The organism is Devosia sp. A16 (genome assembly GCF_001402915.1).
In the GTDB taxonomy this organism is placed as follows: Bacteria; Pseudomonadota; Alphaproteobacteria; order Rhizobiales; family Devosiaceae; genus Devosia_A.
The window spans coordinates 1,377,020-1,395,288 of sequence record NZ_CP012945.1; the positions used below are offsets into that span (position 1 = coordinate 1,377,020).

The following is an 18,269-nucleotide window of genomic DNA, read 5'->3' on the forward strand; positions in this document are numbered from 1 at the left end:
TCGTCACATGGACTTCCTGGATGAGATCGAGGCGACGGTTCCGGCGTTGCGCCGCTATGCGCGGGCGCTGACGCGCAACGCCGACCGGGCCGACGACCTCGTCCAGGATTGTCTGGAACGGGCCATCCGCAAACGCAGCCTCTTCGCCCCGACCGGGCCGCTGCAGGCCTGGCTGTTCCGCATCCTCATCAACCTCTGGCGCAACGACCTTCGTTTCGAGCGCCGCCGTGGAGATCTCGTTCCCATCGACAGCCTCGCTTCCGAACCCTCGGTCGCCGCCCCGCAGCCCGGCCGCATCGCCCTTGCCGAAATGTCCCGCGCCATCGACCGGCTGCCCGACGACCAGCGCGAAGCGCTGCTGCTCGTCGTGATCGAGGGGCTGACCTACCAGGATGCCGCAGACATTCTCGGCATCCCCGCCGGCACGCTGATGTCGCGGCTCGGCCGCGCCCGTTCTGCGCTCCGCACGTTGACCGGCAATGGCGACGAGCCCCGATTGAGGTCGGTCAAATGACGAACCTGACCCCGATTTCAGAGACCGACCTGCACGCCTTCGCTGACGGCAGGCTGGCGCCCGAGCGTCGCTCCGAGGTCGAGGCATGGCTGGCTGCGCATCCTGACAAAGCCGCCGAGGTGGCCGCCTGGCAGCGCCAGAACGAGGCGCTTGCCGCGCTGTTCGGGCCAGTCGCCGACGAGACCGTGCCGTCGCGACTTGATCCGCATCTCATCGCCCGCTCGCCGGCGGCGACGCGCAGCCCCGGCCGCTGGCAGTTCGCCGCCGCCGCCGTGCTGATGCTGGCTCTCGGTGGTGCCCTGGGCTGGGCCGGGCGCGACTATTTCAAGCCGACGGAGCGGCAGGAGCTGATCGCCTCGGCCATCACGGCGCACGCGCTCTACGTGAAGGAAAACCGCCATGCCGTCGAAGTGGCGGCCGCCGACAAGGATCACCTGGTCTCCTGGCTGTCGAACCGGGTCGAGCGCCCGATCACGCCGCCTGACCTGACCCCTGACGGCTTCTCCCTGGTCGGTGGGCGACTGCTGCCCGGCTATGGCGCCGAGCCCACCGGCCCCGCGGCGCAGCTGATGTACGAGAATACCGCGCAGGAGCGGGTGACCGTCTACATCACCGCCGCCCTGCCCGACCGACGGACCGACAAGGAATTCACCACGCGCAGCGACCTCGACGCCTTCTATTGGGCCAACGACAAGATCACCTGCACGGTGGTCGGCGACCTGCCGGAGGCGCAGATGCAGGCGGTGGCAAAGAAGGTCTACCAGCAGCTGACCTGGCGCCCCGATGGTGCGCCAGGGGGCGCCTGGGGCAGGACCTGAGGCTTCGCTTGCGCCCTGGCGCGCCCTCGCATAGTTTCGCGCGCATGTTCCAGCACGCGAACATTGCTGCATCCATTTCTCCGGCTGCCCCTGGCGGCGCCGGTCGTCGAGGTATCGGCGTCTTCGGCTAGACGCGGAGGTTCGGCATGCGCCGGCTCCGCCCGCCGGAGACGTAAAGCCCGAACCACATCCCGATACTCCGACAATGAGAGAGCAGCATGCTTTCCCTTTATGACGCCAACGGGCTCGTCCACTGGACCGAGCGCGAAATCCGCCTGCGCGACAGCGCCATCTCCTACATCGCCGCCGAGGTCACCCTCCTCCTGCGTTCGATCAACCCCGCCTGGGACATCCGCCGCGTCGAGGCGCCGATCCTGACGCCGCGCGAGCTGATCTCGTCGGCCTATGGCCCCGGTGACATCTATGTCCAGCAGCGCGGCTCCGATACCGACCGCGAGCTGGTGCTCAGGCCCGAGACCACGCCCTCGACCTATGTCTACATGACGCACCAGCTCAATGCGCACGCCCGCACCCGGCTACCGCTCTGCGTCTGGCAGGCCGGTAAATCGTTCCGCCGCGAGCAGGACCAATCGACCCGGCATGTCCGGCTCAAGGAGTTCTGGCAGCTGGAGTTTCAGTGCGCCTATGCCGCCGACACCGCCAACGACTACCATGGCGCGGTGCTCGAACCGGTGCGCCGGATGATTGCCGCGGTCACCCGCCTGCCGACCCGCATCGTTCCCTCCGATCGGCTGCCGGCCTATTCGGAGATCACCATGGATATCGAGGTCGACAATGGCGACAAATGGATGGAGGTGGCCTCTATCTCCCGCCGCACCGATTTCCCGCAGAAAGCCGTGATCACCGCCAAGGGCGGCGCGCGCGAAATCGACGTGCTGGTGGTCGAGATCGCCATCGGGCTCGATCGCTGCATCTACAACTGGGCGATCGCCGACGAACGCGAGGCGGCTGTCACGGCGTGATGCAGGATGGGCGGGGAGCTATCCCCGCCTTGCTCCCCTCCCCCTTGAGGGGAGGGGGTGGGGTGGGGGTCCATCGGTGATCACCGCACCACCCCCTCCCTCATTCCCTCCCCTCAAGGGGGAGGGAGGCGACAACATCGGCCTCGGCGACCCAAGCCGCAGCCACTCAATACCCCTGCCGCTTCAGCAGGTCGTTCGAATAGATATTGTGGAGGCCGATATTCTTGACGTCGCGCTCGCCCATCAGCGCCATGGTGACGTCCATCTCCTTGTTGATGATCTGCAGCGCGCGGGTCACCCCCGCCTCGCCGCCGGCGCCCAGCCCGAAGGCCATGGCGCGGCCGACGAAAGTGCCCTTGGCGCCGAGCGCCAGCGCCTTCAGCACGTCCTGGCCGGAGCGGATGCCGGAATCCATCAGCACTTCGGTGCGGTTGCCCACCGCATCGACGATCTCGGGCAGCACCCGGATCGAGGACGGCGCGCTGTCGAGCTGGCGGCCGCCATGGTTGGAGACGATGATGCCGTCGGCGCCGTTCTCCACCGCCAGCCGGGCGTCCTCGGCATCGAGGATGCCCTTGACCACCACCGGACCGCCGAAGCGCTTCTTGATCCAGGCGATGTCCTTCCAGTTCAGCGTCAGGTCGAACTGCGTCGCCGTCCACTGGCTGAGCGAGGCGAGGTCCACCGCTTCGGTGACGTGCCCGGCAATATTGCGGAAGGTCCGCCGCTTGGTGCCCAGCATGCCGAAGGCCCAGGCCGGCTTGGTGGCGATCTCGAACAGGAATTTCGGCGTGATCGGCGGCGGCGCCTTCAGCCCATTGCGGATGTCCTTGTGGCGCTGCCCGAGGATCTGCAGGTCCATGGTCAGCACCAGCACCGGGCATTTGGCTGCCTTGGCGCGATCGATCAGCCGCTCGATGAACGGCTTGTCGCGCATCACGTAGAGCTGGAACCAGAACGGCTTGGACGTGTTCTCCGCCACATCCTCGATCGAGCAGATCGCCATGGTGGAGAGAGTGAACGGGATACCGAATTTCTCGGCCGCCCGCGCCGCCTTGATCTCGCCATCGGCCGACTGCATGCCGGTCGAGCCGACAGGCGCGATGGCCACTGGCATAGACACCGGCTGGCCCATCATCGTCGAGGCGAGGTTGCGGTTCTCGAGGTTGACGGCGACGCGCTGGCGCAGCTTGATCTTCTCGAAATCGGTGGTGTTGTCGCGATAGGTGCTCTCGGTCCACGATCCCGAGTCCGCGTAGTCGAAGAACATCTTGGGCACGCGGCGCTTCGCGGCCTTCATCAGGTCTTCGATGGTGAGATACTTGTCGAGATTGGCCATGTGCGCCCCGCGGAAACGTTGGCGCTTTCTAGTTCTCTGACATGTCAGTGGTCAATGCGACGTTGGATGTTCTCGTTGACGGTCGGACGTTCATCCTCGCTTCATCGTCACCCGCGCAGGGTCCACCCGTTCTAACGGAGACTCACATGCGCATTGCCACCCTTGCCGCATTCGCCACCCTCGCTCTTGCAGTGCCGGCCCAGGCCGACTGCCTGAGCGACATCAAGGACATCCTCAACCGTTCGATGACGTCCGGGCCCTATGCCATGAGCATCGACTCGCCCGAGATGAAGATGACCTCCAACGTGGTGCCGCCGGGCGGCTTCCACTCGAGCATCGAAACGGGCGGCATGAAGCAGGAGATGATCGTCCTCGACGGCAAGGCCTGGTCCAACATGGCCGGCCAGGGCTGGACCGCGATGCCCGAAGCGGTCGCTGCGCAGATCACCACCACGGTGCTGAACGTCGCCGCCATGAGCGAGCAGATCAAGGCGCCCGAATGCCTGGGCACCCAGAACGTCGATGGCCGTGACCTGCTGGCGTTCAAGTACGACATGTCGATGATGGGGGTCGACAGCAGCAACCAGCTGTTCGTCGACCCGGCTACGGGCCTCCCCGCCATTGCCCAGACCAAGGCCACGGTCGGCGGGCAGACCAGCGAGACCAAGGCGAGCTATCGCTACGATCCCTCGATCACCATCAGCCCGCCGGCGATGTGATCGTTACCCGGTCGCCGGGCCGGCGCAAGCCGACCCCCACCCTTGATCCCTCCCCGCAAGGGGGAGGGAGACGATAGAACCGCGATGTCGGTGTGAGGGTCACCCTCCCCCTTGCGGGGAGGGGACAGGGGTGGGGGTCAGCCCTCGCCGGCTCCGATGTGTCCCCCTACAGCTTCACCGAGTTCAGTCGTAGCGCGTTGGCGATAACGCTGACCGAGCTCAGCGCCATGGCGGCCGCGGCGAGCATCGGCGAGAGCAGCCAGCCGGTCAGCGGATAGAGCACGCCGGCCGCCACCGGAATGCCCAGCGCGTTGTAGCCAAAGGCGAACAGCAGGTTCAGCTTGATATTGCTGAGCGTCGCCTTGCTGAGCTTGCGCGCCTTGACGATGCCGCTGAGCTCACCCTTGAGCAGCGTGATGCCGGCGCTTTCGATCGCCACATCAGCGCCGGTGCCCATCGCCACGCCGACATCGGCGACCGCCAGCGCCGGCGCATCGTTGACGCCGTCGCCGGCGAACGCCACCACCTTGCCCTGCTGCTTCAGCGCCTCGATCAGCGTGTGCTTGTCTTCCGGCGCCATGCCCGCCTGCACCTCGCTGAGGCCGAGTTCGCAGCCCACCGCCTCCGCCGTGCCCTTGGCATCACCGGTCGCCATTACCACCGCCACGCCATCGGCGCGCAACGCCGCGATCGCCTGCTTCGCCCCCGCCTTGATCGGGTCTGAAACGGTCACCACGCCGATCGCCACCCCGTCATAGCCGACGAGGATCGCCGTCTTGCCCAGGCCTGCCTGCTGCTCGAGCAGCCCCCCGAGCTTGTCGTCGACCGCAATGCCCTGCTCCTTGAACAGCTTGAGGTTGCCGAGCAGCGCCGGCTTGCCGCCGACACTGCCCTTGATGCCGCGCCCGGTAAGCGAGGTGAAGCCGCCGGCCTCGTAGACCCGCGCACCTCGCGCCTCGGCGCCCTTGACCACTGCCGTGCCGATCGGATGCTCGGAGTGCTTTTCGAGCGCCGCCGCCACTGCCAGCACGAAACCTTCGTCGACGCCCTTGGTCGGGATCACCTGGTCGAGCGTCGGCTTGCCCTCGGTCAAGGTGCCGGTCTTGTCGACGATCAGCGTATCGACGCGGGCAAAGCCCTCCAGCGCCTTGGCGTCCTTGACCAGCACGCCGGCATGCGCGCCGCGCCCGGTCGCCACCATGATCGAGATCGGCGTCGCCAACCCCAGCGCACAGGGACAGGCGATGATCAGCACCGAGATCGCCGCGACGATCGCCTCGGCAAGGCCGGGACCCCAGATCATCCACGCCGCGAACGCGGCAATGGCGATCACCACCACCAGCGGCACGAACCAGTTCGCCACCCTGTCGGCCAGCGCCTGGATCGGGGCGCGGCTGCGCTGCGCCTTGCCGACCAGCTCGACGATCTGGCTGAGCCGCGTCTCGCTGCCGACCCGGGTTGCCTGCATGACGAAGCTGCCTTCGCCATTGAGCGTGCCGCCGGTCACCGGCTCGCCCTTGAGCTTTTCCACCGGCACCGGCTCGCCGGTCAGCATCGATTCATCGACGAACGATTGCCCTTCCAGCACCTCGCCATCGACCGGCACCGCCTCGCCTGGCCGCACCCGCAGCCAGTCGCCGGCCCGCACCTCTTCGATCGGCACCTCGATATCCTTGCCCTGCCAGACCCGGCGCGCCGTCTTCGGCGCGAGGTTGAGCAAAGCCCGGATCGCCTTGCCGGTGGCATCGCGTGCCCTGAGTTCCAGCACCTGGCCGACAAAGACCAGGGCCACGATCACCGACGCGGCTTCGAAATACACCGGCGGCACGCCGTTCATATGCGTCATGCTCATCGGGAACAGCTGCGGGAACAGCACCGCCACCACCGAGAACAGGTAGGCGGCGCCCACCCCGAGCCCGATCAGCGTCCACATATTGGGCGAGCGGTTCTTGAGCGAGTTCCAGAAGCGCCGGAAGAACGGCCAGGCCGCCCACAGCACCACCGGGGTGGCCAGCGCCATCTCGATCCAGGTCGCCAACGGCTCGCCGATCCACTCGCGCACCGGCAGGCCGACCATGCCGCCCATCGAGATGATGAGGATCGGGATCGACAACCCCGCGCTGACCCACAACCGGCGCGTGAAATCGACAAGCTCGGGGTTCGGGCCGTCGTCCAGCGAAGCCACCATCGGCTCCAGCGCCATGCCGCAGATCGGGCAATCGCCCGGCCCGTCCTTGACGATCTCCGGGTGCATCGGGCAAGTCCACTTGGTGCCCGCCGCAACAGTCGAGGGATCGACCGGCGGCGCGCCATGCGCATGGCCGTCATGGCTGTGATGGGCATGGTCGTGCCTGCCTGGGGCGGCGGCCCCGGCCGCCGGCTTCGCCACCGGCAGTTCGAACGGCTTGGCGTTCAGGTATTTCTGCGGCTCGGCCTCGAAACTCCTGAGGCAGCCATCGCAGCAGAAATAGTAGCGCGTGCCTTCATGCTTCAGCATGTGCTGGGCCGTCGCCCGATCGACCTGCATGCCGCAGACCGGATCGGTCGCCGTCAGGTACTCTTGCGGCTCCGCTTCAAACTTCGCCTTGCAGCCACCGCTGCAGAAGCCGATCGCGCGACCCTCGTGCATGGTGCGGTGCGGCGTCTTCGCCATATCGACGGTCATGCCGCAGACCGGGTCGCGGCTTACGGCGCCCCCTGCCCCGTGCGAATGCCTGTGTTCAGCGTGATCCATGCTCGGCTCCTATAGAGCGTCCCGAAAGCGGCTTGCGCTTCCCGAACGCGACAAACGAAATCGTACTGGGCCCTGTTCTGCACCTTCCCATCATGGTAAGGTCAAGCACATTGTTCAGATAGGTGTTCCCATGCAGATCGGCGAGGCCTCCCGGCTCACCGGCGTATCGGCCAAGATGATCCGTCACTACGAATCCATCGGCCTCATTCCCAATGCCGACCGTCGCGATTCCAACTACCGCGATTACGGCCATCATGACATCCACCGCCTCGGCTTCATTCGCCGCGCCCGCGACCTCGGTTTTTCCATGGACGAGATCCGCGACCTGCTGCGTCTGTGGGGCGACACGCAGCGCTCGAGCGCCGACGTCAAGGCGCTGACCCAGAGCCACATCGCCGAACTGGACCAGAAGATCAAACTGCTGGGCGAGATGCGCCACACCCTCGCAACCCTCGCCGACGCCTGCGACGGCGACCACCGGCCCGATTGCCCGATCATCGAGGGCCTCGCCGGAACCGAACTGCATGCAAGAAACTGAGGAAAATGCCGGCATCGAGATCGCCTACCGGCTCGATCCGTTCCCAGGCGAGGAAGAGCTCGAGCCGATGTGGAGCGCTGCCTGGGGCGATGCGTGGGCCGGCGATCTCGCCTTCATCCTCGCCCGCAGCCTCACGCATGCCTGCGCCTATGCCGGCGACCGCATGGTCGGCTACGTCAACGTCGCCTGGGACGGCGGCGTGCACGCCTTCCTGCTCGACACCACGGTCGACCCGGCGTTCCAGCGCCGCGGCATTGCCAAGGAACTGGTGCGGCAGGTGACCTACGCCGCCCGCGCGCGCGGCGCGCAGTGGCTGCATGTCGACTACGAGGAAAAGCTCGATGGGTTCTACAGGGCGTGCGGCTTCAAGCCGACGGCAGCGGGGTTGATCAGGCTGTAGTGTGGGAGAGGCCAGAGTGCTGGGCGCCCCAAGCGCACCGCGATCTCGGTCAAACGCTCAGGCACAGATACTTGATGTCGAGATAGTCCTCGATCCCGTATTTCGATCCCTCGCGCCCGTGCCCGGATTGCTTCACCCCGCCGAACGGCGCGACTTCGGTGGAGATCAGGCCCGTATTGATCCCGACCATCCCATAGTCGAGCGCCTCCGCCACCTCGAACACCCGGCTCAGGTCGCGCGCATAGAAATATGAGGCCAGCCCGAACTCCGTGGCGTTGGCGAGCTCGATCACATCATCGACCGTCTCGAACCGGAACAGCGGCGCCAACGGCCCGAACGTCTCTTCGCGCGCCAGCACCATCTCGGCCGTCGCATCGGCCACGATGGTCGGCTCGAAGAACAGCCCCTGCTTGCGCTTACCCCCAACCAGCAGCCGGCCGCCCTTGCGCAAGGCGTCGGTGAGGTGCCGTTCGACCTTCTCCACCGCCTTCTCGTCGATCAGCGGCCCGGTGGTGACCCCTTCGCCGAATCCATCGCCAACGCGGAGCTTTTCCACCGCCGCAGTCAGCTTGGCGGCGAACGCGTCGTAGACCCCGGCCTGTACGTAGATGCGGTTGGCGCAGACGCAGGTCTGTCCATTGTTGCGGTATTTCGAGATCATTGCGCCTTCGACCGCGGCGTCGAGGTCGGCATCGTCGAACACGATGAACGGCGCATTGCCGCCCAGCTCGAGGCTCAACCGCTTGATCTGATCGGCCCCCTGTCGCATCAGGATGCGGCCGACCTCGGTGGAGCCGGTGAAGCTGAGCTTCCGTACCACTTCGTTCGAGCAGAACTCCTTGCCCAGGTCCGATGAGTGGGTCGACGGCAACAGGTTGAACAACCCGGCCGGCAACCCGGCCCGCTCCGCCAGCACCGCGATCGCAATGGCCGAGAGCGGCGTCTCCGCCGCCGGCTTCGACACCACGGCGCAGCCCGCCGCCAGTGCCGGCGCCACCTTTCTCGCCAGCATGGCATTGGGGAAGTTCCACGGCGTGATCGTCGCTACTACCCCGACCGGCTGCTTGATCACGATGATCCGCTTGTCTTCCTGATGCCCCGGAATGGTATCGCCATAGACCCGCTTGGCCTCCTCGCCGAACCACTCGACATAGGCGGCGCCATAGAGCACCTCACCCTTCGCCTCGGGCAGGGGCTTGCCCTGCTCGGCGGTCATGACCGCCGCGAGGTCATCGGCGTTCTCGACCATCAGGTCATAGAGTTTCCGCAGCACTGCGGCGCGCGCCTTGCCGGTCTTTTTTGCCCAGGCCCGCTGCGCCGCGTCGGCAGCTGATATCGCGAGCTTGGCTTCGGCCACGCCGCAGTTCGGCAGCACGGCCAACACCTCGCCGGTCGAAGGGTTGGTCACCTCGAAACTGGTGCCGTTCTCCGCCGTCTCAAGCCATCGTCCGCCGATAAACGCCGCGGCACGCAGCAGCGACCTGTCCTTGAGGTGCGAATTGAGCGCGTCGGTGATGGCCATCGGAATTCTCCTTGCGGCAGAAAGCTCTGCGCCTCGCGAGGGATCAACGCAAGTAGCCTTGCCGGGCTGCAAAACTTCCGCTTGGATGCCGCCAACAAAACAAACGGGGGAAGTCATGGCCGGCATTTATCAGCATCATGAGAAGGAATTCGGGCACCTGATCCAGGGCAGCGCCAAGCTCGAAACGCTCTATTCCGATTGCCGCTGGGCCGAAGGGCCCGTGTGGTTCGGCGACGCCAACCAGTTGCTGTGGTCCGACATTCCGAACAACCGCATGATGCGCTGGACGCCGGATGGCGGCGCCTCGGTCTACCGGCACAACTCCAACTATATCAACGGCAACACCAGGGACCGCGAAGGCCGGCTGGTCTCCTGCTCGCATGGCGGCCGCAACGTGGTGCGCACCGAGCTCGACGGCTCGATCACCGTGCTGGCCGACAGCTATCGCGGCAGGAAGCTCAATGCGCCCAACGATGTGGTGGTGAAGTCCGACGGCACCATCTGGTTCACCGATCCGGGCTACGGCATCCTCTCGGACTATGAAGGTTACAAGGGCGAGTTCGAGCAGGAGGGCTGCTACGTCTTCTGCCTCGATCCCGCTACCGGCGAGCTGAAGGTCGCAATCGACGATTTCGTCCGCCCCAACGGCATCGCCTTCTCACCCGACGAGAAGCGCCTCTATGTCGCCGACAGCGCCTATAGCCACGGCGCCGACCTGCCCCGGCACATCCGCGTGTTCGACGTCAACGCCGACAACACAGTCAGCAATTCCCGCGTCTTCTGCGTCACCGATACGGGCCTGCCCGACGGTTTCCGCCTCGACGACCGCGGCAATGTCTGGACTTCCGCCGGCGACGGCGTCCACTGCTTCAACTCGTCGGGCGTACTGCTGGGCAAACTCCTGACGCCGGATACCGTCGCCAACGTCGAGTTCGGCGGCCCGCGCCGCAACCGCCTGTTCATCTGCGCCACCCAAAGCCTGCACAGCATCTATCTGGCGGTGAACGGGGCGGCGCGGCCGTAATCGCATGGCCGGTGCGGGCTGACCCCCGCCCCTGTCCCCTCCCCCTCAAACAGGGGGAGGGAGACGCTAGCCTCGATATCCCTGCGAGGGTCTCCCTCCCCATTCTTAGGGGGAGGGGACAGGGGTGGGGGTCAGGCGGCGCCGGCTCCGGAGCTACGCCCGCCGCCGCGGCTTCAGTCTGGTGACATTGTTGCCGAGCCGCTGCCGCACCACCGCCCGCGGCGGCACGCTGCTGCTGCGGACCGTGTCGGCGAACCAGTCGTCTTCGACAAACGCGATGGTGTTGGAGCTGAGGTCATAGCGGATTGCCAGCGCCTGTCCGGTGGTCGAGCGCATGCCTGTGATATCCGTCAGATGGTGGGCACGTTGCTGGGCCATTCAAGCCTCCGTGCGGCGCGGCCAGCTTGGCCGCAACACTTCATTAACCGCCGGCAATGCCCGGTCGATGACGGTTGGGCTGCACAATTGTGACAGTACAACCGCCTGATTGTATTGGATGATCGCGCCGTTCGATCGCGGCCTCGATGGACCGCCCGCCGCGAATCACGCCTGTGGCTCGACCGCCGTCACGGTCAGCACGTGCTTGCTGCCGTCACGTGCCTCCCAGGTGATCGACTGCCCGACGGTGAGACCGATCAGCGCCGTGCCGACCGGGGTCAGCACCGAGATCCTACCCTGCGCGATATCGGCATCCACCGGGTAGACCAGTTGCACGGTGCGCTCGGTGCCGTTGTCGGGCCGGTAGGTCACGGTCGAGCCCATCCGCACGATGCCGACGCCCAGCTTGGGGGTCGGAACGACGCGGGCGCGTTCGATCTCGTTGAGCAGGTCGTCGGCTGCATCGGAGCTGTGTCCGCTGCCGGCCAGCGCCAGGGCGATGAGTTTGCGATGGTCGTCCTCGCCGAGGACGATACGCGGGTTGAGGTCATAGCGACGCATGGATTGCATCTTCGGAGGTCCTTTCGATGCGCGAACGTCTGCGGGCCTTTTCGCCGCGACGGTTCACGCTGATGTTTGGGATGTGGCGCCTTGCTGGAGCCCGAGCAGAAAATCCGCATGGGTCCGGGATGCCCCAGACCCGGCGGCGCCTAGGCGCGGATCATGGGGCTATATGCCTGCGACCGGGGTTTCCCGGCGCGGTGCCATAACGGTGATGGTCGCGAAGCAAGACATGACCATCAATGTAAGGGGTCGCGACGCAAAGTCAAATGGGGCGTGCCGTTACCGCAACCCCTCACCCGTCCCGGCTTCGCCGGTCCACCCTCTCCCCGACGGGGAGAGGAACAAAGTGGTGTCCACGGCGCTCTCCGGATTCTTCTCCCCGTCGGGGAGAAGGTGGCGCGTAGCGCCGGATGAGGGGAGAGCCACGATCGCCACTGCAACCCTCACGCCGTCGGCAGCGAACTGAACCCTGTGGGGATCGGCCCCTCGTAAGTCCCGGTCCGCACGTCGGTCACCGCCGCGGCGGGCGGGCCGGCATTGAGCTCCATCAGGATGTGCTGGATTTCGCCTTCATCGCCGGCGAACACCGCCTCGACCGTACCGTCGCGGCGATTGCGCACCCAGCCATCGAGCCTGAGCGCCTCGGCCTCGCGCTCGACAAAAGCGCGAAAGCCCACTCCCTGCACCCGCCCAGTGATCACCACATGGACGGCGCGCCGCATCAGAAGGTTGCGCCGATCTGCCAGGGCACGAACTCGTTGTCGCCGTAGCCCAGGAGTTCCGACTTGCTTTTCTCGCCCGAAGCGACGGCGAGGATCTTCTCGAAGATCTCCTGGCCCTTTTGCTCCAGCGAGCCGCCCTCGACCACTTCGCCGCCGTTGATATCCATGTCGTCGATCATCTTGTGATAGATGTCCGAGTTGGTGGCGATCTTGATCGATGGCGTCGGCTTGCAGCCATACGCGGAGCCGCGGCCGGTGGTGAAGCATAGTATATTTGCACCACCCGCGACCTGCCCCGTCGCCGACACCGGATCATATCCCGGCGTGTCCATGAACACGAACCCCTTTTCGGTCACCGGATCGGCATAGTGATACACTGCATTGAGCGGTGTTGTCCCGCCCTTTGCCGCCGCACCCAGAGATTTCTCCAGAATAGTGGTGAGCCCGCCCAGTTTGTTACCGGGCGACGGGTTGTTGTTCATCTCCATGTTGTTGCGATCAGCGTAATCTTCCCACCAGTGGATGATGTCGATCAGCTTCTCGCCCACCTCGCGGTTTTTGGCGCGCCGGGTGAGCAGGTGCTCGGCGCCATAGATCTCCGGCGTCTCGGAAAGGATCGCCGTGCCGCCGTGCCGCACCAGGATATCAGCCGCCACGCCCAGCGCCGGGTTGGCGGTGATGCCCGAATAGCCGTCCGAGCCGCCGCACTGCAGCGCCAGCATCAGCTCCGACGCCGGCACCGTCTCGCGCTTGGCCTTGTTGACGATCGGCAGCATGGCCTTGACCGCCTCGACGCCGGCTTCGACGGTTTTGCGCGTGCCCCCCACTTCCTGGATGGTCATGGTGCGGAACGTCTCGTTCTCGGTGACGCCGTAGGCCTCCTTGAGCCGGGGGATCTGGAAGCCCTCGCAGCCCAGCCCCACCATGATCACCCCGCCCATGTTCGGGTTGGTGGCATAGCCCCAGGTGGTCTTCTTCAAGATGTCGAAGATCACCCCGCGATAGTCGATGACGCAGCCATTGGCCTGCTTCAGCGCCACGATGCCGTCGACATTGGGATACTGCTCGAGAATGCCCGAGCGCTCGACTTCCCTGGCGATGAACCCCGCCACCGTGGTCGAGCAGTTCACCGAGGTAAGGATGCCGATATAGTTGCGCGTGCCGACCTGGCCGTTGGAACGCCGGAAGCCCTCGAAGGTCGCCCGCTGTGTCTCGGGCACGAAATCCACCGGCACGATGCCCTCGCCGAACGCATAGTCGCGCTTGAACGCCCCGTGCTCCTCGCCGATCGTCACGTTGTGCTCATGCACCCATTCACCCGGCGGGATATTCTCCTTGGCGAAGCCGATGATCTGCCCGAACTTGACGATCGGCTCGCCCGCCGCAATCTGCCTGACGGTGAACTTGTGCCCCTTGGGCACGCGTTTGGTGGTGGTGACGCCCTGCGGCGTGTCGGTGCCGACATCGAGATTGCTCAGCGCCACCGCGACATTGTCTTGGGCGTTGAGCAGCAGCGTCTTGGCGGCAGCGGGGCGGGACATGACATCGGACATCGGGCGGCTCTTTTGATCCAGATTCGGGGCGGCATTTTGCCGGAACCAAGCAAAATCGCCCCGGGAATCCTCGTACGCCCGAACGGGCCGCTTGCGGCGGAAAACCAGTCGGGTGACAAGCAGGTGCGATTGAAAAGCTCCGGCACTCCAACTAACATGTTAGCATGAAGACCGAGGCAAGTCCCTACTCTTTTCTGTCTACGCCGGCGACCCCGACACGTGGCAACGTCACCGTGTTCGTCACCGACACCCTGCGCCAGGCCATCGTCGCGCTCGACCTGAAACCGGGCGAACTCATCGACAAGGGGGCCATCTGCGAGCGCCTCGGCGTGTCGCGCTTCCCGGTCTCGGAGGCGCTGGCGCGGCTGCAGGCCGAAGGTCTCGTCGACATCCTGCCGCAGCGTGGTTCCACCGTGTCGCTGGTTCGCATCGCCGACGTGCTCGAATACATGCTGATCCGCAAGGCGCTGGAGGCCGAAGCGGTCCGCGTCGTCACCGGCAACCACAGCCCGGAACTGATCGATACCCTGCAGCGCAACATGAGCTACCAGCGCGCCGCGGTGGAGATCGACGACCAGAACGGCTTTCACGAGCGCGATCTCGAATTCCACGACATCATCTTCGGCGACATGCGCTTCACCAAGGTGAAGGGCGTCATCGAGAATACCCGCGCCAACCTCGATCGCGCTCGCCGGCTGATCCTCACGCCGCGCCGATTGAGCGTCACCCTCGCCGAGCATCAGAAGATTCTCGATGGCATCATCGCCGGCGACGCGGCCGTCGCGTCGGCCGCAATGCGCGCCCACATCGACTCCGTCATGGCCGAACTCATCGCCTTCGCCGTCGACCACGCCGAGCTTTTCGCCGATGGCCAGTTGCTGCGGGAGGATCCTGCGTATTCGGCGTTTCCGTTCGGCTAGCGCGGCAGTCGGCAGTCGGCAGTCGGCAGTCGGCAGTCGAAGGGCTGCACCACTTTCACCCGTTCGCCGACTGCCGACTGCCTACTGCCGATCTCCAATCACCAACGAGACCCCCTCATGCTCAAGAACATCCCCCCGATTCTCGGCCCTGACCTGCTCTATGTCCTGCGCGCCATGGGCCATGGCGACGAGATCGCCATCGTCGATGCCAACTACCCCGGCGACAGCGCCGGTCCGCAGCTGGTTCGCCTCGACGGCATCAGCGCCACCGAGGTGCTCGACGCCATCCTCACGGTGATGCCGCTCGACACCTTCGTCGACGAGCAGGCCTTCGGCATGGAAGTGGTCGGCGACGCCAAGAAGCGGGAGCAGACCCACAAGGATTTCGACAAGCTGATCAAGAAGCACGAACCGGGGATGAAGCTCAGCCTGCTCGAGCGCTTCGCCTTCTACGAGCGCGTGCACGGGGCCTATGCCGTGGTCCAGACCGGCGAGCGTCGCCTTTACGGCAACGTGCTGCTGAAAAAGGGCATCGTCCGCCCCGAATGAGCGGGATCGGGCCAGTCCCGCCGCGCCGAACGGATTCGACCATGGTTGACCTCGACTCGGCGCGGGTCTGGCCCTATCCCCTAGGCCAAATCTGAGGAGCACTTCATGAAACTTCTGCGCGTCGGCGCCAAGGGCGCCGAAAAGCCCGCCATCCTGCACACCGACGGCACCTACCGCGACCTGTCGTCCGTGGTGCCCGACATCAACGGCGCGTCGATCGGCGCCGAGGGCCTCGCCAAGATCAAGGCTGCCGACCATGGCAGCCTGCCGGTGCTCGACAAGAACTCGCGTATCGGTCCCTGCGTCGGCAATGTCGGCAAGTTCATGTGCATCGGTCTCAACTATGCCGACCACGCCGCCGAAACCGGCGCCGCGATCCCTGCCGAGCCGATCCTGTTCATGAAGGCGACCAGCGCCATCATCGGCCCCAACGACGATGTGATCCTGCCCAAGAACACCCTCAAGCCCGACTGGGAAGTCGAGCTCGGCGTGATCATCGGCAAGGAAGCCAAGTACATCGAGGAAAAGGACGCCCTCGATTACGTCGCCGGCTATTGCGTGGTGAACGATCTCAGCGAGCGCCACTTCCAGACCGAGCGCGGCGGCCAATGGACCAAGGGCAAGTCGGCCGACACCTTCGGCCCGATCGGCCCGTGGCTGGTCACCAAGGACGAGATCAAGGACGTGCAGAACCTGGGGATGTGGCTCGACGTCGATGGCCACCGCTACCAGGACGGTTCGACCAAGACCATGATCTTCGGCGTTGCCCACCTCGTGGCCTACCTCAGCCAGTTCATGAGCCTGCAGCCGGGTGACGTGATCACCACCGGCACCCCGCCGGGCGTCGGCATGGGCCAGAAGCCCGAGCCCATCTGGCTGAAGCCGGGCCAGACCATGAAGCTGGGCATCGAGGGGCTGGGCGAGCAGCAGCAGAAGACCAAAGCCTACGCGGCCTGAAGCTTCCGCTATCGCGTTCAAGGGCGTCGGCCGCGCGGCCGACGCCCTTTTTTGTTTGGAACGAGGCCTGGGCCGCCTAAACCATTGACACGGCGACCGCCCCTCAATTAGTTAAGTAGCAGCTTAACAAATGGAGAGTTGCCATGCGCAAGCTCAAGATGCACCTGCATATCTCGCTCGATGGCTACGCCTCCGACGCTGCGGGCGGCCTGTCATGGGCCACCTACAATGAGGCGGTCGCCGCGCACGCCAAGCGCCTCACCCTCGATGCCGACGCCGTGGTTTTCGGCCCCGCAACCTACAAGATGATGCACGGCTACTGGCCGACCGTTCCGAACGATCCTGGCGCCACGGCGGGCGAGCTTGCCCACGCCGAATGGATCGCCCGCGCCACCAAGATCGTGGTTTCCTCCGCCCTCCCCGCCGTCGAGGCCAACTGGGAGAAATCGCTGCTGCTGCGCGACCCGGTCGAACTCACCGCGATCAAGCAGCCGCCCGGCAACGACATCGTCAGCTTCGGCAGCCCGAAACTGGTGCGCAGTTGCCTCGAGCGCGGCCTCGTGGATGAGTTGCACCTGTTTCTCAATCCGATCCTGCTGGGCGGCGGCCAGGCGGTGTTCGGCAGCGGCCAGCAGCATAAGCTCCGCCTGCTCGAATCGACACCCCTGCCCGACGGCGTCGTCGCCCTGGTCTACACCCCCGGCTGAACCCGGAGGGCCCCCAGCGTACGGAACCAGGTGTCGAGATCAGCTGGCGGGCAAGACCAGGTTGATTGTGACGCCCGCCTGAGGCAGGTCACGTCTCGAACCCACCGGGTACGGTCCGGCGCAGGGGGGGAGATGACGTCGCGTGGCTGCAGCCGCAAAACCTCATGACGGCACCGTCGCCGAAGTCTTCCGCGTTTTCCTGCTGCTCGGGCTCACCAGCTTCGGCGGCCCGGTCGCCCACCTGGGCTATTTCCGCACCGAGTTCGTCGCGCGCCGCCGCTGGCTCGACGATGCCGCCTATGCCGACCTGGTGGCGCTCTGCCAGTTCCTCCCCGGGCCGGCCTCCAGCCAGGTCGGCATCGCCATCGGCAAGCTGCGCGCCGGCTATTGGGGCGGCATCGCCGCGTGGGTCGCCTTCACCCTGCCCTCGGTAGCCCTGCTGCTGGCGTTTGCCTACGGCGCCAGCCGCCTCGCCGGGCCACTGGCCGATGGCGTGTTGCACGGTTTGAAGCTCGCGGCGCTGGCCGTCGTGGCCCAGGCGGTCTGGGCCATGGCGAAGTCGCTGACGCCCGACTTGCGGCGCCGCCTCGTTGCCCTGACCGCGGCGGCGATCGCCCTGCTGCTGCCGTCCGGCCTGACCCAACTGGCGCTCATCGCCGTCGCCGCGCTTGCCGGTTCCCTGCTGGCGCCGGCCGCACCGAGACCGCAACTGACCTTCGATCGGACCGGGACGGTCCTGCTCGCGTTGTTCTTCGGCCTGCTGCTCGCCCTGCCGATCCTCGCGGCAGGCGGCAACGCCTGGCTCGTGGTCGCCGAGAAATTCTACCGCACCGGCTCACTGGTCTTCGGCGGCGGCCACGTCGTCCTGCCCCTGCTCGAGGCTGAACTCGTGACGCCCGGAATGATCGACCGCAACCTGTTCCTCGCCGGCTACGGCGCCGCCCAGGCCGTGCCCGGCCCGCTATTTTCCTTCGCTGCCTATGTCGGCGCGCTGCTCGACGCCCCACCGAACGGCATGGCCGGCGCCCTGCTCGGGCTCGGCGCCATCTACCTGCCGTCGTTTCTCTTGGTGTTCGGCGCCCTGCCCTACTGGCAGTCGCTGCGCGCCGACCCGCGGCTGCGCGCCGGGCTCGACCTCGCCAACGCCGCTGTGGTCGGCCTGCTGCTGGCGACGCTGTGCGATCCGGTGTTCACCAGCGCCGTGTTCGGGCCGCTCGATCTCGCCTGGGGCATTGCTGCGCTCGCCCTGTTGCTGCTGCGGACGCCCCCCTGGCTGGTGGTGCTGCTGAGTGCTGCCGCCGGCGCCGGGCTGAGCCTGCTCTAGCCAC

General features: G+C 66.0%; 19 protein-coding genes. 12 read left to right on the plus strand and 7 right to left on the minus strand.

The genetic code is table 11. From position 1 onward, the window contains the following. The first annotated feature begins 7 nt into the window (after positions 1 to 7). From APS40_RS06650 to APS40_RS06660, 3 genes are all read left to right on the plus strand, one after another. Entirely contained in the window at positions 8 to 514 is a 507-nt protein-coding gene (locus tag APS40_RS06650) for a sigma-70 family RNA polymerase sigma factor (protein ID WP_055046301.1), read from the plus strand. Then, positions 511 to 1,332 carry an anti-sigma factor family protein gene (locus APS40_RS06655; RefSeq protein ID WP_055046302.1) on the plus strand — a complete coding sequence of 274 codons (822 nt, stop codon included), beginning with the start codon at positions 511 to 513 and terminating at the stop codon, positions 1,330 to 1,332. The genes APS40_RS06650 and APS40_RS06655 overlap by 4 nt, the downstream gene beginning before the upstream one ends. A gap of 218 nt (positions 1,333 to 1,550) precedes the next feature. After that, entirely contained in the window at positions 1,551 to 2,315 is a 765-nt protein-coding gene (locus APS40_RS06660; RefSeq protein ID WP_055046303.1) for an aminoacyl--tRNA ligase-related protein, read from the plus strand. 166 nt (positions 2,316 to 2,481) lie between these two features. Here the strand turns inward: APS40_RS06660 and APS40_RS06665 are convergent, their stop codons facing one another. Next, the gene (locus APS40_RS06665) at positions 2,482 to 3,654 is read right to left on the minus strand and encodes an alpha-hydroxy acid oxidase (protein ID WP_055046304.1); all 1,173 of its coding nucleotides are present in this window, start codon (positions 3,652 to 3,654) and stop codon (positions 2,482 to 2,484) included. 146 nt (positions 3,655 to 3,800) lie between these two features. Here APS40_RS06665 and APS40_RS06670 point away from each other — a divergent pair, with 146 nt between their 5' ends. After that, entirely contained in the window at positions 3,801 to 4,373 is a 573-nt protein-coding gene (locus APS40_RS06670; protein ID WP_055046305.1) for a hypothetical protein, read from the plus strand. 166 nt (positions 4,374 to 4,539) lie between these two features. Here the strand turns inward: APS40_RS06670 and APS40_RS06675 are convergent, their stop codons facing one another. Further along, positions 4,540 to 7,107, minus strand: a complete 2,568-nt coding sequence (locus APS40_RS06675) for a heavy metal translocating P-type ATPase (protein WP_082434231.1) — start codon at positions 7,105 to 7,107, stop codon at positions 4,540 to 4,542. 130 nt (positions 7,108 to 7,237) lie between these two features. Here APS40_RS06675 and cueR point away from each other — a divergent pair, with 130 nt between their 5' ends. Together cueR and APS40_RS06685 are read left to right on the plus strand one after the other, a co-directional pair. Further along, positions 7,238 to 7,645, plus strand: a complete 408-nt coding sequence (cueR, locus tag APS40_RS06680; protein ID WP_055046307.1) for a Cu(I)-responsive transcriptional regulator — start codon at positions 7,238 to 7,240, stop codon at positions 7,643 to 7,645. After that, on the plus strand, positions 7,632 to 8,045 hold the full coding sequence (locus tag APS40_RS06685) for a GNAT family N-acetyltransferase (protein ID WP_055046308.1): 414 nt from the start codon (positions 7,632 to 7,634) through the stop codon (positions 8,043 to 8,045). The genes cueR and APS40_RS06685 overlap by 14 nt, the downstream gene beginning before the upstream one ends. 49 nt (positions 8,046 to 8,094) lie before the next feature. On the opposite strand, the gene APS40_RS06690 is transcribed toward APS40_RS06685, so the two are convergent. Next, a complete protein-coding gene (locus APS40_RS06690; protein ID WP_055046309.1) occupies positions 8,095 to 9,567 on the minus strand; it encodes an NAD-dependent succinate-semialdehyde dehydrogenase in 1,473 nt (490 codons plus the stop codon). A 115-nt stretch (positions 9,568 to 9,682) separates the two neighbouring features. Here APS40_RS06690 and APS40_RS06695 point away from each other — a divergent pair, with 115 nt between their 5' ends. Continuing rightward, positions 9,683 to 10,591, plus strand: a complete 909-nt coding sequence (locus APS40_RS06695) for an SMP-30/gluconolactonase/LRE family protein (protein WP_055046310.1) — start codon at positions 9,683 to 9,685, stop codon at positions 10,589 to 10,591. Between the two features lie 153 nt (positions 10,592 to 10,744). Here the strand turns inward: APS40_RS06695 and APS40_RS06700 are convergent, their stop codons facing one another. The 4 genes from APS40_RS06700 to APS40_RS06715 form a co-directional block, all read right to left on the minus strand. Beyond that, complete coding sequence (locus tag APS40_RS06700; protein WP_055046311.1) at positions 10,745 to 10,969, minus strand: hypothetical protein; 225 nt, start codon at positions 10,967 to 10,969, stop codon at positions 10,745 to 10,747. Positions 10,970 to 11,134: 165 nt separating this feature from the next. Continuing rightward, positions 11,135 to 11,539 carry a nucleoside diphosphate kinase regulator gene (gene rnk, locus APS40_RS06705; RefSeq protein ID WP_236884212.1) on the minus strand — a complete coding sequence of 135 codons (405 nt, stop codon included), beginning with the start codon at positions 11,537 to 11,539 and terminating at the stop codon, positions 11,135 to 11,137. Positions 11,540 to 11,976: 437 nt separating this feature from the next. Then, positions 11,977 to 12,255: an acylphosphatase gene (locus APS40_RS06710; RefSeq protein ID WP_055046313.1), complete on the minus strand. Its 279-nt coding sequence runs from the start codon at positions 12,253 to 12,255 to the stop codon at positions 11,977 to 11,979. Continuing rightward, positions 12,255 to 13,808 (minus strand): UxaA family hydrolase, encoded by a 1,554-nt coding sequence (locus APS40_RS06715; RefSeq protein WP_055046314.1) that lies wholly within the window; start codon positions 13,806 to 13,808, stop codon positions 12,255 to 12,257. The genes APS40_RS06710 and APS40_RS06715 overlap by 1 nt, the downstream gene beginning before the upstream one ends. A 164-nt stretch (positions 13,809 to 13,972) precedes the next feature. Between APS40_RS06715 and APS40_RS06720 the strand changes: the two genes are divergently transcribed. The 5 genes from APS40_RS06720 to chrA all read left to right on the plus strand — a co-directional run bounded on the left by APS40_RS06720 (position 13,973) and on the right by chrA (position 18,265). Further along, on the plus strand, positions 13,973 to 14,728 hold the full coding sequence (locus tag APS40_RS06720; protein WP_055046315.1) for a GntR family transcriptional regulator: 756 nt from the start codon (positions 13,973 to 13,975) through the stop codon (positions 14,726 to 14,728). A gap of 117 nt (positions 14,729 to 14,845) precedes the next feature. Next, entirely contained in the window at positions 14,846 to 15,277 is a 432-nt protein-coding gene (locus tag APS40_RS06725; protein ID WP_055046316.1) for an RbsD/FucU family protein, read from the plus strand. Positions 15,278 to 15,382: 105 nt separating this feature from the next. Then, positions 15,383 to 16,234, plus strand: a complete 852-nt coding sequence (locus tag APS40_RS06730) for a fumarylacetoacetate hydrolase family protein (RefSeq protein ID WP_055046317.1) — start codon at positions 15,383 to 15,385, stop codon at positions 16,232 to 16,234. Between the two features lie 143 nt (positions 16,235 to 16,377). Next, complete coding sequence (locus APS40_RS06735; RefSeq protein WP_055046318.1) at positions 16,378 to 16,941, plus strand: dihydrofolate reductase family protein; 564 nt, start codon at positions 16,378 to 16,380, stop codon at positions 16,939 to 16,941. Positions 16,942 to 17,083: 142 nt separating this feature from the next. Continuing rightward, positions 17,084 to 18,265, plus strand: a complete 1,182-nt coding sequence (gene chrA / locus APS40_RS06740; protein ID WP_055046319.1) for a chromate efflux transporter — start codon at positions 17,084 to 17,086, stop codon at positions 18,263 to 18,265. Positions 18,266 to 18,269: the final 4 nt, after the last annotated feature.

Excerpts from the sequence above, each read along its gene's own strand:
- APS40_RS06650 (WP_055046301.1), top strand. The coding sequence starts at position 8 with ATGGACTTCCTGGATGAGATCGAGGCGACGGTTCCGGCGTTGCGCCGC.
- APS40_RS06655 (WP_055046302.1), top strand. The coding sequence starts at position 511 with ATGACGAACCTGACCCCGATTTCAGAGACCGACCTGCACGCCTTCGCT.
- APS40_RS06660 (WP_055046303.1), top strand. The coding sequence starts at position 1,551 with ATGCTTTCCCTTTATGACGCCAACGGGCTCGTCCACTGGACCGAGCGC.
- APS40_RS06665 (WP_055046304.1), bottom strand. The coding sequence starts at position 3,654 with ATGGCCAATCTCGACAAGTATCTCACCATCGAAGACCTGATGAAGGCC.
- APS40_RS06670 (WP_055046305.1), top strand. The coding sequence starts at position 3,801 with ATGCGCATTGCCACCCTTGCCGCATTCGCCACCCTCGCTCTTGCAGTG.
- APS40_RS06675 (WP_082434231.1), bottom strand. The coding sequence starts at position 7,107 with ATGGATCACGCTGAACACAGGCATTCGCACGGGGCAGGGGGCGCCGTA.
- cueR (WP_055046307.1), top strand. The coding sequence starts at position 7,238 with ATGCAGATCGGCGAGGCCTCCCGGCTCACCGGCGTATCGGCCAAGATG.
- APS40_RS06685 (WP_055046308.1), top strand. The coding sequence starts at position 7,632 with ATGCAAGAAACTGAGGAAAATGCCGGCATCGAGATCGCCTACCGGCTC.
- APS40_RS06690 (WP_055046309.1), bottom strand. The coding sequence starts at position 9,567 with ATGGCCATCACCGACGCGCTCAATTCGCACCTCAAGGACAGGTCGCTG.
- APS40_RS06695 (WP_055046310.1), top strand. The coding sequence starts at position 9,683 with ATGGCCGGCATTTATCAGCATCATGAGAAGGAATTCGGGCACCTGATC.
- APS40_RS06700 (WP_055046311.1), bottom strand. The coding sequence starts at position 10,969 with ATGGCCCAGCAACGTGCCCACCATCTGACGGATATCACAGGCATGCGC.
- rnk (WP_236884212.1), bottom strand. The coding sequence starts at position 11,539 with ATGCAATCCATGCGTCGCTATGACCTCAACCCGCGTATCGTCCTCGGC.
- APS40_RS06710 (WP_055046313.1), bottom strand. The coding sequence starts at position 12,255 with ATGCGGCGCGCCGTCCATGTGGTGATCACTGGGCGGGTGCAGGGAGTG.
- APS40_RS06715 (WP_055046314.1), bottom strand. The coding sequence starts at position 13,808 with ATGTCCGATGTCATGTCCCGCCCCGCTGCCGCCAAGACGCTGCTGCTC.
- APS40_RS06720 (WP_055046315.1), top strand. The coding sequence starts at position 13,973 with ATGAAGACCGAGGCAAGTCCCTACTCTTTTCTGTCTACGCCGGCGACC.
- APS40_RS06725 (WP_055046316.1), top strand. The coding sequence starts at position 14,846 with ATGCTCAAGAACATCCCCCCGATTCTCGGCCCTGACCTGCTCTATGTC.
- APS40_RS06730 (WP_055046317.1), top strand. The coding sequence starts at position 15,383 with ATGAAACTTCTGCGCGTCGGCGCCAAGGGCGCCGAAAAGCCCGCCATC.
- APS40_RS06735 (WP_055046318.1), top strand. The coding sequence starts at position 16,378 with ATGCGCAAGCTCAAGATGCACCTGCATATCTCGCTCGATGGCTACGCC.